We start from the raw sequence: 15,864 nt of genomic DNA on the forward strand, positions 1-15,864 counted from the left end.
GAGGTGGCAGCTGTACGCGGGTTGACCGACCGGNAATCAAGGAATCCGGCATACCCGAAGGTATCCCGCGCACAGCCACCGCAAAAAAGCCGAAGCTTTTTTTGGACACTGGTGCGCCTTGATTGAGTCGGACGGTCAAATCCGGACGCTGAATTGGCAGCGACCCGGAAACGATAGAGCCCAGGCCCAAGGCGCACAAGCCGGCGGATTCTGGCGCAGCCGTAGGCAACGGCGCAAGGATTTGTAGCTTTCAGGAAGTAAACCCGATGACGCTTAAACAAGCGCTCTCAAAACCTGTTGAATGAACGGACGCAACCTCACCACGAGCAACAAAAGTGTACGGCGACTTGCGTCCACCGCTGTACGGGGAAAGCCCCCCGCCGTCCATGATAAAAATACCGCGATCGTTACCGGAGACCTGTCATGGACCTCGCCACGCTTACGCTGTTTCTCCCCGCCTGCTTCGCCCTGAACATGGCGCCAGGCCCGAATAATCTGCTGTCGGTCAGCAACTCGACCCGTTACGGCTACCGCATCTCCTGCGTGGCCGGGATCGGGCGGTTGTTGGCGTTTGCCGGGATGATTGCCCTGGCGTCCGCCGGGTTGGCGGTGGTGCTGCAAACGTCTGAGTTGCTGTTCTACGGCATCAAGATTGTCGGCGCGGCGTATTTGTTTTACCTGGCGTGGCAATTGTGGCGCGCCGATCCGGGGGCCGAGAAACCAGTGACGGGCGCATCGGTTGGGGTATTGGCGTTGGCGCGGCAGGAGTTTCTGGTGGCGGCCGGCAACCCCAAGGCGATCCTGATCTTCACCGCNTTCCTGCCGCAGTTCGTNGACCCGACCCGCTCGNTNACGCCGCAATTCGCACTGCTCGGCGCGTTGTTCCTGATGCTGGAATGGATCGCCATCAGCGCCTACGCCTATATGGGCCTGCATATGCGCCGCTGGTTTGCCGAGCCTCGCGGCAAGCGGATATTCAACCGTTGCTGCGCGGGGTTGTTGTCGGCGGCGGCTTCGGTGCTGTTGATGGCGCGCCGTGCGTGAGTACCAGGGTTGACCGGATGCTGCGCAGGTTCAAACTGCGGTGCGGAAATGGCGCAGTCACATCACTGCATACGTTCGACGCAGAACTAGAGGAGCTGGCCCATTGGGACATCTGACAACTGCGGAACGAGCAAGCATCCAGATCGNNNNGNGGACCTCTCACCGATCCTGCTGGCTGGATTGCTGTATCTGGGCAGCGGGCTGGGCTTGACCCTCGTCAGGCTGATCCGCGACCGGGGCTGGCAGCCCAGCGGCCTGAAAGCGTCTGAATGGCCCTGGCTGATCGGTGCCATCGTGTTTGGCGGCGTGCTGGGGCCGGTGGCGCTGATGTTTGGTTTGACCCTGACCTCCGGCGCCACGGCCTCGCTGATGCTCAACCTCGAAGCGGTACTGACTGCCGTGTTGGCGTGGGTCGTGTTCAAGGAAAATGCAGACCGACGCATCGTCGCCGGGATGCTGGCCATTGTCGCGGGTGGATTGCTGCTGGCGTGGCCGCACGATTCGGCTCAGCCACAAGGCTGGATCGGGCCACTGGCGGTCGCACTGGCCTGCGCCTGTTGGGCGATCGATAACAACCTCACGCGCAAGGTGTCGGCCTCGGATGCCGTGTTCATTGCCGGGATCAAGGGGCTGGCCGCAGGGTTGGTGAACTGCTCGCTGGCGTTGATGCTGGGGGCAAAACTGCCGCACATCACGCAGCTGGCGCCTATCTTGTTGGTTGGCTTTCTGGGGTATGGCATCAGCCTGGTCATGTTCGTGCTGGCATTGCGCGGTCTGGGCAGTGCGCGCACCGGCGCCTACTTTTCGACGGCGCCGTTCCTCGGTGCCGCAGTTGCCTTGCTGGTGATGGGCGAGTCGGTGACTATGGCGTTCTGGATTGCGTCGGCGCTGATGGCCGTAGGTGTGTGGCTGCACCTGACGGAGCGGCATGCGCATGAGCATCTGCACGAGGCGACGGAGCATGGGCATCGGCACGTGCATGACGAGCATCATCAACATGAGCATGGGTTTGAATGGGACCCGGCGCAGCCGCATAGTCATGTGCATGTTCATAGCCCGATGAGGCATAGCCATGCGCATTTTCCGGATGTGCATCATCGGCACAGGCATTGATGCACTGACGGCTGGGCGGCCGGACATTATGAGAAATGGCTATAACAAAGACTTGATGAAATTCACATTGCTGGTGCGTGGCCGCGAGGATTTTCTGGTGGACCGTTATTCGGAACGCAAAGAGAGCGCCGAAGAGCTGTCGAAGCGGGTCAATCAACGTTCGATCTGAGTCAGCGAAATTCCCTGTCGATTTTCCGGTGGAGGCGACGGTCAACGCGTCTTATGCTCAGCCCATGAACCTACAAAACGCTTTGCTTCCGCCCCACGCCGAGATGGTTCGCGCCATGCTCGAACGAGACACCGCCTACGAGGGGGTGTTCTTTACTGCGGTCAAGACCACCGGGATCTTCTGCCGCCCCAGTTGCACGGCGCGCAAGCCCAAGCCGGAGAATGTCGAGTTCTTCGCTCACGCCGATGAGTGCATGTCGGCGGGCTACCGCGCGTGCCTGCGTTGCAAACCGCTGGACGCCGCGGCCATTGCGCCGGACTGGGTGCAGGCGTTGCTCAAGTCGGTCGACAACGATCCCGACCTGCGCTGGACCGATGCCCAGCTCGTGGCCGAGGGCATCGAGCCGCTGAAACTGCGTCGCTGGTTCAAGCAGCATTTCGGCATGACCTTCCACGCCTGGATGCGCACTCGTCGCCTGGGCATGGCGCTGGGCGGTATCAAACAGGGCGATTCCATCGACAACGCGGCGTTCGACTCGGGCTACGAATCCCTGAGCGGTTTTCGCGATGCGTTTCAAAAATCCTTTCACATCACGCCGGGCCGCGTGGCCAACAGTGAGCCGCTGTTGTTCACGCGCCTGACCACGCCGCTGGGGCCGATGATTGCCATGGCCGAACGCCGTGGGCTGGTGTTGCTGGAGTTTCTGGATCGACCGGCGCTCACCCGGGAAGTCGAAGAATTGCAGAACCGTTATGGCTATGCCGTAGCACCGGGGCACAACGCGCATTTGCAGCAGATTGAAGCCGAGCTGGCGCAGTATTTCGCCGGAAAACTCACCGAGTTCACCGTTGCCCTGCACTTGCCCGGCAGCGAATTTGCGCGGCAGGTCTGGGCTGAACTGGCGAAGATCCCCTACGGCCAGACCAGCACCTACGGCACCATCGCCGCGACACTGGGTAAGCCCGGCGCCAGTCGCGCCGTGGGCCTGGCCAACGGGCATAACCGTCTTTCGATTGTGTTGCCCTGCCACCGGGTGATCGGTGCAGACGGCTCGTTGACGGGCTATGGTGGAGGGCAACCACGCAAGGCTTTTTTGCTCCGGCTGGAAAAAGCCGCCGTGCAGGTGACCGAACAACTCGCATTCTGATCCCCTGATTTCTGCAAAGTCATAAGGAAGGACATTCGATGGACACTCAATTTCATCAACTGCACCACGACGGCTTGTTGATTCTGACCAACGTCGCCGACGCCACCGGGGCGCGCATCGTCGAGCAACTGGGCTGCAAAGCCGTGGCCACCAGCAGCGCGGCGGTGGCCTGGGCGCACGGGTATGCGGACGGCAATGCCCTGCCCCTCGAACGCCTGATATCGACCGTGGAATCCATCGCCCGGGTGATCTCGATGCCGTTGACCGTCGACATCGAGGCCGGTTATTCCGATGACCTGACGCGGGTGGCCGAAGTCGTTGATGCGGTGATCGCGGCCGGTGCGGTGGGGATCAATATCGAGGACGGTGCCTCTGCGCCAGAGCTGCTGGTGCGCAAGATCGAAGTCGCCCGGCAGGTGGCCGATCGGCGCCAGGTGAAGCTGTTCATCAATGCCCGCACCGACGTTTACCTCAGGGGCCTGGTGCCTGCCGAAGATCGCGTCGCCGAAACGCTGAAGCGCGCTGCGTTGTATCAGGCGGCGGGGGCTGATGGGCTGTTTGCGGCGGGCGTCACGGCGGAGTATGAGATCGCTGCGCTGTGCCAGGGCACACCGTTGCCGGTGAACGTGCTCGGGCTGCCAGGATTGCCGTCGCCTGAAGCGCTGCAAGCGCTCGGCGTGCGGCGCCTGAGTGCCGGTTCGGGCATCGCCGAGTTTCTTTATGGTGCGATGGCGTGCCTGGCCAAAGGTTTCCTGGAGACCGGCAAGCTCGACAGCAGCCACCTCAAGGCCTTCACGTATGGGGAAATCAATGCCCTGCTGAAACCTGCCGGGAACACTTGATCGTCATGCCCGATCCCTACCTGCCCGCGACCGAGTTTCTATCTTCCATCGATGACGACTGGCGGCGCCACATCGCCGCCGTTGGCCCCTGCCTGCATGAGCCCCACGCAGCTCGCGATCCTTATGAATCGCTGGTGCGGGCGATTGCCTATCAGCAACTGCACGCCAAGGCCGGGGATGCGATTGTCGGCCGGCTGCTGGCGTTGTTTCCGTCGACGACATTTCCAAGGCCTGAGCAGATTCTGGCGACCGGCTTTGATCCACTGCGCAGTTGCGGGTTTTCCGCGGGCAAGATCGCGACCATTCAAGGGATTGCGCAGGCGGCTCTGGACGGTGTGGTGCCGGATTACGCCACGGCACTGGCGATGGACGATGAGACGCTGATCGAGCGGTTAATCACCTTGCGCGGGGTTGGGCGCTGGACGGTCGAGATGCTGCTGATCTACAGCCTGGATCGCCCGGATATTTTGCCGGCGGATGACTTCGGGGTGCGTGAGGGGTATCGCCGGTTGAAGGGCCTGGAGGTGCAACCGACGCGTAAGCAGATGGTTGAGATTGGCTTGGCGTGGCGTCCGTATCGGACGGTGGCTTCGTGGTATTTGTGGCGGATGACCGGCAAGTAGACGGCGTTATCGTTCATCGCGGGCAAGCTCGCTCCCACAAGGTTTTTTGTGTACGAGCATCTGTTGCCCGACTCATAACCTGTGGGAGCGGGCTTGCCCGCGATGACGCTTGCCCGCGATGACGATTGCCCATTCACTGCATCACTCAAAGCCGCTCACAACCCGGATTTCAACCGACTAAACGCCCGAATCAGCGCGCGGTTGAACGCCTTGCCATTGTCATTCTTGCTATACAACGAGGCTCTCACCTGCGCCGACGGATACGTCCCCGGATCATTACGAATCGCCGGATCAATCAACCCGTCCGCCGCCGTAATCGCATTGGCGTAGTGAATGGTGTCGGTGATCGGCGCAATCACTTCGGGGGTCATCAGGTAGTCCATCAACGCCAGCCCGGCCTCGGGGTGCGGTGCATCCTTGGGAATGACCATGGCATCAAACCAGATCAACGTGCCCTCCTTCGGGATCCGGTAACTGAGCTTGAACGGTTTGTTCGCCGCCTCGGCCTGCCCGGCCGCGATGGCCACGTTGCCGTTCCACGACATCGCCACGCAGGTATTGCCGTTGGCCAGGTCGCTGATGTTCAGGTCATTGTCGAAGTAGCGGATGTAGGGCCTGATCTTCGCCAATTGTTGCTCGGCCAGTTTCAGGTCATCGAGGTTCTGGCGGTTGATGTCCAGGCCCATGTACTTCATGACTGCGGCAAACACCTCGTTCGGATCATTGAGCAGGCTGACCCCGCAATCGGCAAATTTCGACACCACCGCCGGGTCGAACAGCATCGCCCAACTGTCCCGAGGTGCGTCGGGCAAACGCTGTTTGATCGCCTCTTCCTGATAGCCGACGCCGGTGGTGCCCCAAGCGTAGATCCCGGCGTAACGATTGCCCGGATCGAACGCCGCCATGTGCTGGCGGAACTCCTCGCCGACACCGGCAAAGTGCGGCAGCCGTTGCAGGTTCAGTGTTTGAATCGCCCCGCTCTGGATCGCCCGGGACAGGTGCTGCCCCGCCGTCAGCACCAGGTCATACCCGCTGCGGCCGGTCAGCAGTTTGGTCTCGACGGTTTCCAGCGAGTCGAAGTGATCGGCCACCACCTGAATGCCGGTTTTCTTCTCGAAATTGGTCAGGGTATCCGGGGCCAGGTACTCGCCCCAGATGTACAGGTTCACCACCGGTTTCGCGGTGTCTGCGGCCTGCACACACAAGGGTGCAAGCACCAGCAATACTGCTTGAGTCAGTTTGTGCAGGCCCATATTTAAACTCCCTTCCTGTTACTGGCGGGGGCGGCGTATTGCGGCATGGTGATGCAGGCGACGTTGCCGCCACCGAGGAGGATCTCCCGGGAGTTTTCGATGCCGACGATTTTGTGCTGCGGGAACAATTCCGCCAGGGTTGCCTGCGCCGCCTGATCGTTGCGATCACCAAACAGCGGCACCACGATCGAGCTGTTGCCGGCGTAGTAGTTGATGTACGACGCACAGATTTGAGTCCCGGCCTGACGGGTATGGGTGCTGTCTTGCTGGTCCAGGCCTTCGGCTTCTTCAGCGGTCCATTCCAGCACATCCGGTTGCGGCAGCTTGTGCACGATCAACTCGCGACCACGGCTGTCACGGGTGCTGCGCAGAATGTCGTAGGCCTCTTGATAGATCTCCCACTGCGGGTCATCTCGATTGTCGGTCCATTGCAGCACCACTTCGCCGGGGCGCACGAAACAAGCGAGATCGTCGACGTGGCCGTCGGTTTCGTCGAACTTGCAACCCCGTGGCAGCCAGATGATTTGCTCGGCGCCGAGGTAATCGGTCAGGCGGAGAGTGACTTCATCCTTACCGAGATGCTGGTTGCGATTGCGGTTGAGCAGGCATTGCTCGGTGGTGAGGATGCTGCCCTGGCCGTCGCTCTGGATCCCGCCCAGTTCGGCAATCAACGGCGCGCGATAACGGTCGAAACGCTCGATTTCGAGGATCTTGCTGGCGATCTGATCGTCTTTGTCCCACGGGTAGTACAAGCCGCCGTCGAGACCGCCATAGGCGTTGAACTCGAAGTCGACGCCGCGCACTTCACCGCTGTCGTCGTTGACCACAAAGCACGGGCCACTGTCGCGGAACCAGGTGTCGTTGCAGGTCATTTCCACCACCCGGACCTGAGGCGGCAACTGGCGGCGGGCGGTGGCGAATTGCGCGGCGGAAGCACACACCGTCACGGGTTCACTCTGGGCAATGGCGGTGACGATTTGCACCCAGACTTTCTGCGCAGGCTTGGCCCCGTTGCGCCAGACGTCGGTACGTTCCGGCCAGCCGAGCCAGCAACCGGCCTTGGTTTCGAATTCGCCGGGCAGGCGGAAGCCGTCGAGTTTCGGGGTGGAATCGAGCAAACGTGCCATGGTCAGACCTCATCAGCGGGGATTGGAATGACCACAGGCTAAGGTCGTCAGCGCCCTCCTCGCCAACGATGATTATTTCGGAATACTTGAATTCAACTCATCAATCGATCAGCTGATCGTTGAACCATTCCAGCATCTGCGCCACGGCCGGACGCTCCAGGCGCACTCGCTCGCACACCAGCGCATATTGCCCGAGCGCGGTCATGCTGGCGGTGAACGGCCGGACCAGACGACCGCTGAGCAAGTCTTCCTGAGCCGTCAGATTGTCGCCCATGGCCACGCCCTGCCCTTGCGCCGCCGCTTCGAGCGCCAGGCCCGCGTGGGCGAAATACAGTTGCCGCTCGGGACGCTGATCGCCGGCATGACTGGTGAGCCACGCGGTCCAGGTCTTGCCGTCCTGATCGTCGTGGAGCAGGCAATGGCGCGTCAGGTCTTTCGGGGTTTTCAGAGTGCCCTGGTTGAACAGGCCGGGGCTGCACACCGGGAAGAATTGCAGCGCCGGCAAGGGTCGGACGAAGTACGCGCTGCTGTCGACCGGGCCCGTGCCGTAAGTGATTGCCAGGTCGATGTCTTCCCCCGGCGCCGTGGCGTCAATCGGTTGTTCGTAAAGGTGCAGGGTGATGTGCGGATAGCGCGCGTAGAAGTCCGTGAGCCGACTCATCAGCCACTTTTGCGCCAGCTCGGCGGTGACCGCCAGGCGCAACACCGCCAGTGACGACGGGTCGCGCAATTCATCGCAGGCTTCGCCGATCAGTTCGAAGGCGTGCTGCAGGCTTTGCATCAAACGGCCCGCGGCCATGGTCGGGCGGATTTGCCGGCCTTCGCGAATGAACAAAGAGACGCCCAAGTGCTCTTCGAGCTGGCGGATCTGATGGCTGACGGCGCTGTCGGTGACGCACAGCTCGGCGGCGGCCCGACCGAAATGGGCGTGGCGGGCAGCGCATTCGAAGGTTCTGAGTGCTGCTAGTGAAGGCAGTCGTCGCATGAATTCAGCCCCGGTGGTGAAGGCGACCATGCTGCCTTGGCCATGGGTGGGCGTCCAGTGAGACCGCTTTATCGTTCATCGCAGGCAAGCCNGCTCCCACATTTGAATGTATTCACAGATCAAATGTGGGAGCGGGCTTGCCCGCGATGAGGCCNGCACAGTCACCAAAAAACCTGCACTCCATCACCCGCCCTTATCCACCATGACATCCCTCAAAACCCGGCGCATGTTGGTGTCTCAACCGGAGGGATTCGCCATGCTCGACGCACTCAAACACATCAATTCAACCTCAGCCTTCAACCGCTGGGCCGGCTTCGAAGTGACCGCAGCCGCAAACGGTGAAGCCGAGCTGACCCTGGCTTTTCGCGAGGCTGACATGGCGCAATATGCCGGTTTCCTGCACGCCGGCCTGATTGGCGCGCTGCTCGACACGGCCTGCGGATTCGCCGCCGGGACGGTCGCTGGCAACGTGCTGGCTTCGCACTTTTCAGTCAACTGCCTGGCACCCGCCGTCGGTGAAGTGTTCATCGCGAGGGGCCGGGTGGTAAAAGCTGGCAAGAAGCAGGTGTTCGCCCGCGCCGAGTTGTTCGCGCAAACCGGCGACCAGCTGAAACTAGTGGCGACCGGCGATGCGATTCTGGTGCCGGTTGACGTTCGCTGACGGTCTAGGCTGTCAGGGATAAACCAACCCTCGTCGGAGGTTCCCATGCAGCTCGAAGGTGCCTGCCATTGCGGCGCTGTGTCGTTCAGTTTGAACAGCCAGCACCCCTACCCCTACCAACGCTGCTACTGCTCGATCTGCCGCAAGACCCAGGGCGGCGGCGGTTATGCGATCAACCTNGGCGGCGATGCCCAGAGCCTGAAAGTTCGCGGCCGCAAGCACATCGCGATTTATCACGCACGACTCAAGGACGAAGGCGACAAACGTGCCCACAGCAGCAGCGCCGAACGGCATTTCTGCAGCCTTTGCGGGTCAGGGTTGTGGCTGTTCAGCCCTGAGTGGCCTGAGCTGATCCATCCGTTTGCCTCGGCCATCGACACGCCATTGCCGGTGCCACCGGAACACACGCACTTGATGCTCGGCTCCAAGGCGCCGTGGGTGGAAGTTGATGCGCATCCTGCAGACCAGCAATTCGACGTCTACCCCGAGGAGTCCATCGCCCAATGGCATGAACGCCTGGGTTTGAGCCGCTAAAGCCGCTTCACAGTCTTTGACAGTTTCCCGACAAAGCTCTCAAAGATTGCCGGCCGGCAGCCGCCTAGCATGGGCGCATCCAACCTCCCCTCGGGTGCTCCCATGTTACGTTCGCTGTGTCTGTCGTTGACTTCGTTTTGCCTGCTGCTTCCCGCCGACTCATTACGCGCTGAAGACTGGCAATACACCTTGCGCGCCGGTGCCGCCAGCGTGCCGCGTTACAGCGGCAGCGACGAGCGCGTGGTGGCGCCGCTGCTGGGCGCCAAGGTGGTCAGCCCCTATGGCCTCTTTCTGGACACGGAAAAGGGATTGGGCTGGGCGTTTGATGAAGACGACTTCGGCCTGAGCGTGTACATCGGCGCAAGCGATGTGCGCAAGGATCGCAAGACCGGTTTCAAAGGCTCGGACGAGCTCAGCGGCATGGGTTCGATCAAGGCGCGGCCGGCGCTGGGTCTGGACGGCACTTACCACATGGGCCCGATCATTCTCGGTGCCAGTTTTGAGCATGCGCTGGAAAAGGACGATGACGATCACGATACCGGCTCGGCCTGGAATCGCCTGAAGCTGAGCATCAGCGCACCGTTTTATCAGGGTGACTACGGCAAGCTCGTGGGCAGTCTGAACAGTCAGTTTGGTGACAGTCATTACGTGCGCACCTGGTATGGAGTCAGCGCCGCCCAGGCTTCGCGCAGCCAGTTCAGGGCGCATGACACTCATGGCGGGCTGGTGAGTCGCGGGGCGGAGTTGACCTGGTTGATGCCGATTGATGATCAGTGGAGTGTGTCGACGATGCTGGCCGTGCAGTATCTGGCGGGTGATGCGGCGGACAGCCCGATTGTCGAGCGGCGGATGCAGGCATCTCTGGCTGGGCAGCTTGTGTACACCTTCTGACAATGCGGTGTTGCTGAGGGCCTCTTCGCGGGCAAGCCCGCTCCCACAGGACCGAGTCGTATACAAATTATGTTTACGACATAAAAACTGTGGGAGCGTGGGCCTTTTAGCGCTTCGGTGTTGCGGATGACCTCATCGCGAGCAGGCTCACTCCTACACTTGGAATGCATTCCCCTGTGGGAGACTTCGGTGGGTGGGCAGGTGGTGTACGCTTTTTAGCTCTTCGGTGTTGCGGATGGCCCCATCGTGAGCAGGCTCACTCCTACACTTGGAATGCATTCCCCTGTGGGAGACTTCGGTGGCTGGGCAGGTGGTGTACGCCTTTTAGCTCTTCGGTGTTGCGGAGGCCTCATCGCGAGCAGGCTTACTCCTACACTTGGAATGCATTCCCCTTTGGGAGACTTCGGTGGGTGGGCAGGTGGTGTACACCTTTTAGCTGTTCGGTGTTGCGGATGGCCTCATCGCGAGCAGGCTCACTCCTACACTTGGAATGCATTCCCCTTTGGGAGACTTCGGTGGGTGGGCAGGTGGTGTAAGCCTTTTAGCTCTTCGGTGTTGCAGATGGCCTCGTCGCGAGCAGGCTCGCTCCTACACTTGGAATGCATTCCCCTTTGGGAGACTTCGGTGGGTGGGCAGGTGGTGTACGCTTTTTAGCTCTTCGGTGTTGCGGATGGCCCCATCGCGAGCAGGCTCACTCCTACACTTGGAATGCATTCCCCTGTGGGAGACTTCGGTGGATGGGCAGGTCGTTGCTGAGGGCCTCTTCGCGGGCAAGCCCGCTCCCACAGGACCGAGTCGTATACAAATTATGTTTACGACATAAAAACTGTGGGAGCGTGGCTTGCCCGCGATGGGGCCCGCGAGAAACACATCATTAATCCTGATGCGCCCACGTCATGCGAAACGACGCCCCACCCCAAGGCGAATCCCCGACTTCCACCTGCCCGCCATGGGATTGCGATACCCGCCGCACCAATGCCAGCCCCAAACCAAACCCGCCCGTGCGGCGATCACGGCTGGCGTCGAGGCGCGAGAACGGTTCGAAGATTTTCTCGCGCCCGTCCACCGGCACACCCGGCCCATCATCGTTGACTCGCACTTCGTAGCGATCACCGGTACGGACCAACGACACCTCCACCCGCTCATCGGCATAGCGAATGGCATTGCGCAGCAGGTTGATCACCGCCCGGGCCATGAACCGCGGTTCGATACGAACCTCGTCGACCTGACACTCGACAATCAACAACTGCACCCCGGCAGCCTCGGCCTCCAGGGCCACGCTGCCGACCACGCTGTCCAGCCAACTGTTGGCCTGGATGTTTTCCCGGGTGATGACCGTGGCGCCGCGCTCAAGGCTGGCGTAGGTCAGCAGTTCAGAAACCATTTCCTCGAGTTCCCCTAGGTCGGCGTACATGTCGGCAATCAGTTCGCGGTTCTGGGTCGGATCGGGTTGTTGCTTGAGCTGATCGAGTTCGAACGACAAGCGCGCAATCGGCGTGCGCAACTCGTGGGAGACGGCGTTGGTCAGTTCACGCTGATTGGCGATCAAGCCTTCGATGCGCGCCGCCATCAGGTTGAAGTGCCCGGACAGGTCACGAATGTTCGAGCGTTTGGACAGCTGGATCCGCGACGACAGGTCGTTATCGCCAAAACGTTCGGCCGCCAGCCGCAGTTTCTCCAGGTCTCGCCAATGCGGGCGGACCCAGAACATCAACACGAAACCGATCATCACCGCGATCATCAGATACGCCGCGGCAATGTAGAACGGCATCAGGCTGGGCTCGGCCGGCAGCTTGATGCTGAGCAACTGCGAACCCTCGTCAATGCGTGAAATGAACTGCGTGTACTTGTCGCGAATCACCAGCAGCCCTTGGGCCAACTCGGCTTTTTCCTGATCGGTCAGGGACAGTTGACTGCTCTCGACCAGCGTCAGGCCCAAGCCATAGTGCGGGCGCACCGCTTCCAGTTCGCGCTCCCGGTCCGAGCTGTCCAGATCGCGTAACTGCTCGGCCAGCGACCAGGCCTGGCCACGCACCGCCTCGCGGTTGTAGCTCTGCATCTGACCATCGAGAAGTGCATCGAACGTGCGCTCGACCGTTTGCAACCCCAGTACCAGGCCGACTGTCATCACCAGAAACAGCCCAAGAAATAACCGCAGCATTTACAGCTCCCACGCAAACGGATTGAACAGGTAACCCTTGCCCCAAATAGTCTTGATGCACACCGGCTCACGAGGATTGTCGTTGAGCTTGCCGCGCAATTTGCTGATGTAAACGTCGACGCTGCGGTTGAGGCCATCAAACGCAATACCGCGCATGCGGTTGAGGATGTCGTCGCGGGACAGAATCTTGCCGGCGGCACTGGCCAGCAACCACAGCAGTTCGAATTCCATGGTGGTCATTTCGATGACCTCCCCCGCCAACCGCACTTCGCGACAGCTGCGGTCGATGCTCAGGTTGCCGAACTCCAGGGCGCTGCACACGCTGCTGTCCGGCGCCTGACGCCGTTGCAACGCACGCAGGCGGGCCAGCAGCACTGGCGGTTTGATCGGTTTGATCACATAGTCGTCGGCCCCGGACTCCAGGCCCAGAATATGGTCCAGGTCATCTTCCTTGGCGGTCAGGATCACGATGGGCGTGTCGGATACATTACGAATCTCGCGGCACACGTGCAGGCCGCTCTGGCCGGGCAACATCAGGTCGAGCACGACGATCTTCGGCTTGAAGTCGAGGAATGCCGCCAGGGCCTGATCGCCTCGGTGCACAACGCGCACCTCGAAACCNTGTTGTGACAGGAAATGCGCGATCAGCCCGGCGAGCTTCTCGTCGTCTTCCACCAGCAATACTTTGCCAAAACCCAGGTTATCCATAACGACCGTCTGCCAACCCTTGTGTGAAGTGGGGCGGCATTATGGCGCCAATCGGTGACGGGACGGTGATGACGGGCAGCAAAAACCGGCCTCGGGGGCCGGTTTTCAGTGATCTTTCATACTCTTAAGAGTTTTTAACAATTCAGTCGCAAAAGATTGCAACGTGCGGACGGCGGATCACGCCGCTGCCGGGACACCGCTGTGAAAACGGAACTCCACGTCCGGCGACTCGATCAATTCCTGCTCGGCGGCGCGGACCCGGTCAATGACCTGGGTAATGTCCTTGGCGTCGCCGTACTGGTAAGCCAGTTTCAGGTAACCCTGGAAATGCCGCGCTTCGCTTTTCAGCAAGCCGAAATAGAACTTGCCCAGTTCTTCGTCCAGATGCGGCACCAGCGCCTCGAAACGCTCGCAGCTGCGGGCTTCGATAAACGCGCCGACCACCAGCGTATCCACCAGCTTGACCGGCTCGTGGCTGCGCACCACTTTGCGCAAACCCGAGGCATAACGGCCGGCGTGCAGTTGGCGCAGCTCGATCTTGCGCTTTTTGATCAGGCGCATCACTTGTTCGTGGTGCACCAGTTCTTCGCGGGCCAGGCGCGACATCATAGTGATCAGGTCAACATGGGCGTGGTACTTGGCGATCAGGCTCAAGGCGGTACTGGCAGCTTTGAATTCGCAGTTCTTGTGGTCGATCAGCAGGGTTTCCTGATCGGCCAACGCGGCCTGGACCCAGGCGTCGGGGGTGCGGCAGCCGAGGAATTCGTGGATTTCGGGCAGGNTCATGGGGCTCACGGAATAAAAGGTCTGAATCGAAGGGCGCCGATTATACCGGCCTGCCGCCAGACCACCAGTCGCCGCCGTTGATATGCATCAAGTACCGGGTTGGCGGCGAACAACTATAGTTGTCCAACGCAGTATTTTTTACCTTCCTGGAGATCCCGATCATGCAAGCCATTCGCAGCATCCTGGTGGTCATCGAACCCGAACACTCGGAAAGCCTGGCGCTCAAACGGGCCAAACTGATCGCTGGCGTGACCCAGGCTCATCTGCATCTGCTGGTGTGCGATCGCAAGCATGACCATAGCGGCATGTTGGGCGTGCTCAAGGCGGCGCTGCTGGAGGACGGTTATAGCGTTACCACCGAGCAGGCCTGGAATGAGAGCCTGCACGAAACCATCATCGATGTGCAGCAGGCCGAGGGCTGTGGCCTGGTGGTCAAGCAACATTTCGCGGACAGCCCGCTGAAAAAGGCCCTGCTGACGCCGGCGGACTGGAAACTGCTGCGTTATTGCCCGACGCCGGTGCTGCTCGTCAAAACCTCGAAACCGTGGACCGGCGGGGTCATTCTCGCGGCCATTGACGTCGGCAATACCGATGGCGAGCACCGCACGTTGCACGCCACGATCGTCGATCACGGTTACGACATCGCCAGCCTCGCCAAGGCCCATCTGCACGTGATCAGCGCCCATCCGTCGCCGATGTTGTCGGCGGCAGATCCCACATTCCAGCTCAAGGAAACCATTGAGGCGCGCTATCGCGAGCAGTGCAAGGCGTTCCAGGCCGAGTTCGACGTGGATGACGCGCACCTGCATATCGAAGAAGGTCCGGCCGATGTGTTGATTCCGTTCATGGTGCACAAGCTTCAGGCGGCGGTGACGGTGATAGGTACCGTGGCACGGANCGGGTTTTCAGGGGCGTTGATCGGCAATACGGCGGAAGTGGTGCTGGATGCGGTGGAAGGCGATGTGCTGGTGCTGAAGCCGGATACGATCATGGATCATCTGGAGGAGATTGTGACTCAGCATTGAGATGGGCGGTGCCTGGTAGATCGCCTTCGCGGGCAAGCCACGCTCCCACAGTTTTTTGTCGATCACAACCATCGTGCAAGACACAAACCCTGTGGGAGCGTGGCTTGCCCGCGATGCTTTTCAGCCACCGAACGCATCCCGGAGGAAACCGGGCGCAATGTAGCGCTGATAATGCGCCTCAGAGAGCAAAAAGAATTCCCGATCAATGGCGTCACGCAATTCCGGCAGGTTCCAGTCGCGAAACTCCGGCATCAACACCATCCCGTAGGCTTCCAGATTGTTGATCACCCGCGCACCACGGGCGATCAGCTGATAAGCCCAGCAATACTCGGATTGATGCGGCACAAAGCGGATCTTGCGCTGCTCCAGTTGCAAGCGCAGGCGCTGGGGATCGAAGATTTCCAGCTTGCTGGCCATCACTTGGGACAACAGCTGCTCAAGACGCAGCCACACTGCGCGCTTTTCCTCCTCGTTGTAACCATTCCAGTTGATCACTTCATGGTGGAAACGCTTGCAGCCACGGCACACCAGATCACCGTAAACAGTGGAGCAGAGGCCGACGCAGGGGGTCTTGATGGTCTGATTGGGCATAGGTCAGGGGAACACGGGAAAGCAGAACAGGCCGGCATGTTAGCCCTTTGTCTAACATTGATCACCCNTCAATCTTGAGGGGCTAACTTACCTTTATATTTTTTTTGCCGTAGAATCATCCGGCCTTGTAAGGCGCCAATAATCCGCTGGAAGCTGTTTTCAAAGCGTCACGAGCACAGTCGTTCCTTCAGAACGGTGTTGGCG

Annotated in this window: 15 protein-coding genes and 2 pseudogenes; 10 read left to right on the plus strand and 7 right to left on the minus strand. The window is 60.6% G+C overall.

Annotated elements, in window-relative coordinates; all coding sequences use genetic code 11:
- Nucleotides 1-423: 423 nt before the first annotated feature.
- The 6 genes and pseudogenes from B7L09_RS03145 (at nucleotide 424) to B7L09_RS03170 (ending at nucleotide 4,938) form a co-directional block, all read left to right on the plus strand.
- On the plus strand, nucleotides 424-1,044 hold the full coding sequence (locus tag B7L09_RS03145; RefSeq protein WP_094467697.1) for a LysE family translocator: 621 nt from the start codon (nucleotides 424-426) through the stop codon (nucleotides 1,042-1,044).
- 156 nt (nucleotides 1,045-1,200) lie between these two features.
- Nucleotides 1,201-2,157 (plus strand): annotated as a pseudogene (locus B7L09_RS03150) (DMT family transporter); the annotation flags it as partial.
- A gap of 46 nt (nucleotides 2,158-2,203) precedes the next feature.
- A pseudogene (locus B7L09_RS31175) lies at nucleotides 2,204-2,326 on the plus strand (arsenical resistance protein ArsH); the annotation flags it as partial.
- A gap of 64 nt (nucleotides 2,327-2,390) precedes the next feature.
- Complete coding sequence (locus B7L09_RS03160) at nucleotides 2,391-3,473, plus strand: bifunctional transcriptional activator/DNA repair enzyme AdaA (RefSeq protein ID WP_094467700.1); 1,083 nt, start codon at nucleotides 2,391-2,393, stop codon at nucleotides 3,471-3,473.
- Between the two features lie 38 nt (nucleotides 3,474-3,511).
- Complete coding sequence (locus B7L09_RS03165) at nucleotides 3,512-4,315, plus strand: isocitrate lyase/PEP mutase family protein (RefSeq protein WP_094467701.1); 804 nt, start codon at nucleotides 3,512-3,514, stop codon at nucleotides 4,313-4,315.
- 5 nt (nucleotides 4,316-4,320) lie between these two features.
- A complete protein-coding gene (locus tag B7L09_RS03170; RefSeq protein WP_094467702.1) occupies nucleotides 4,321-4,938 on the plus strand; it encodes a DNA-3-methyladenine glycosylase family protein in 618 nt (205 codons plus the stop codon).
- A 155-nt stretch (nucleotides 4,939-5,093) separates the two neighbouring features.
- Here the strand turns inward: B7L09_RS03170 and B7L09_RS03175 are convergent, their stop codons facing one another.
- The 3 genes from B7L09_RS03175 to B7L09_RS03185 form a co-directional block, all read right to left on the minus strand.
- The gene (locus B7L09_RS03175; protein WP_094467703.1) at nucleotides 5,094-6,191 is read right to left on the minus strand and encodes an extracellular solute-binding protein; all 1,098 of its coding nucleotides are present in this window, start codon (nucleotides 6,189-6,191) and stop codon (nucleotides 5,094-5,096) included.
- Between the two features lie 2 nt (nucleotides 6,192-6,193).
- Nucleotides 6,194-7,318, minus strand: a complete 1,125-nt coding sequence (aguA, locus tag B7L09_RS03180) for an agmatine deiminase (protein WP_094467704.1) — start codon at nucleotides 7,316-7,318, stop codon at nucleotides 6,194-6,196.
- Between the two features lie 100 nt (nucleotides 7,319-7,418).
- Complete coding sequence (locus tag B7L09_RS03185) at nucleotides 7,419-8,303, minus strand: LysR substrate-binding domain-containing protein (RefSeq protein ID WP_094467713.1); 885 nt, start codon at nucleotides 8,301-8,303, stop codon at nucleotides 7,419-7,421.
- Between the two features lie 256 nt (nucleotides 8,304-8,559).
- On the opposite strand from B7L09_RS03185, the gene B7L09_RS03190 reads away from it, so the two are divergent.
- From B7L09_RS03190 to B7L09_RS03200, 3 genes are all read left to right on the plus strand, one after another.
- On the plus strand, nucleotides 8,560-8,964 hold the full coding sequence (locus B7L09_RS03190) for a PaaI family thioesterase (RefSeq protein ID WP_094467705.1): 405 nt from the start codon (nucleotides 8,560-8,562) through the stop codon (nucleotides 8,962-8,964).
- A gap of 45 nt (nucleotides 8,965-9,009) precedes the next feature.
- A complete protein-coding gene (locus B7L09_RS03195; RefSeq protein ID WP_094467706.1) occupies nucleotides 9,010-9,498 on the plus strand; it encodes a GFA family protein in 489 nt (162 codons plus the stop codon).
- Between the two features lie 102 nt (nucleotides 9,499-9,600).
- Complete coding sequence (locus B7L09_RS03200; protein ID WP_094467707.1) at nucleotides 9,601-10,389, plus strand: MipA/OmpV family protein; 789 nt, start codon at nucleotides 9,601-9,603, stop codon at nucleotides 10,387-10,389.
- Between the two features lie 874 nt (nucleotides 10,390-11,263).
- Here B7L09_RS03200 and B7L09_RS03205 read toward each other — a convergent pair.
- The 3 genes from B7L09_RS03205 to B7L09_RS03215 form a co-directional block, all read right to left on the minus strand.
- The gene (locus B7L09_RS03205; protein WP_094467708.1) at nucleotides 11,264-12,550 is read right to left on the minus strand and encodes an ATP-binding protein; all 1,287 of its coding nucleotides are present in this window, start codon (nucleotides 12,548-12,550) and stop codon (nucleotides 11,264-11,266) included.
- Nucleotides 12,551-13,258 (minus strand): response regulator, encoded by a 708-nt coding sequence (locus B7L09_RS03210; protein WP_094467709.1) that lies wholly within the window; start codon nucleotides 13,256-13,258, stop codon nucleotides 12,551-12,553. It abuts the gene before it with no gap.
- A gap of 177 nt (nucleotides 13,259-13,435) precedes the next feature.
- Nucleotides 13,436-14,044, minus strand: coding sequence for a MiaE family protein (locus tag B7L09_RS03215; protein ID WP_094467710.1), 609 nt, complete (start codon nucleotides 14,042-14,044; stop codon nucleotides 13,436-13,438).
- Nucleotides 14,045-14,205: 161 nt separating this feature from the next.
- Between B7L09_RS03215 and B7L09_RS03220 the strand changes: the two genes are divergently transcribed.
- The gene (locus tag B7L09_RS03220; RefSeq protein ID WP_094467711.1) at nucleotides 14,206-15,069 is read left to right on the plus strand and encodes a universal stress protein UspL; all 864 of its coding nucleotides are present in this window, start codon (nucleotides 14,206-14,208) and stop codon (nucleotides 15,067-15,069) included.
- Between the two features lie 120 nt (nucleotides 15,070-15,189).
- Here B7L09_RS03220 and B7L09_RS03225 read toward each other — a convergent pair whose 3' ends face one another.
- The gene (locus tag B7L09_RS03225) at nucleotides 15,190-15,660 is read right to left on the minus strand and encodes a DUF1289 domain-containing protein (protein WP_094467712.1); all 471 of its coding nucleotides are present in this window, start codon (nucleotides 15,658-15,660) and stop codon (nucleotides 15,190-15,192) included.
- Nucleotides 15,661-15,864: the final 204 nt, after the last annotated feature.

Source organism: Pseudomonas mandelii, from assembly GCF_002251635.1.
Classification (GTDB): Bacteria; Pseudomonadota; Gammaproteobacteria; order Pseudomonadales; family Pseudomonadaceae; genus Aquipseudomonas; species Aquipseudomonas mandelii_B.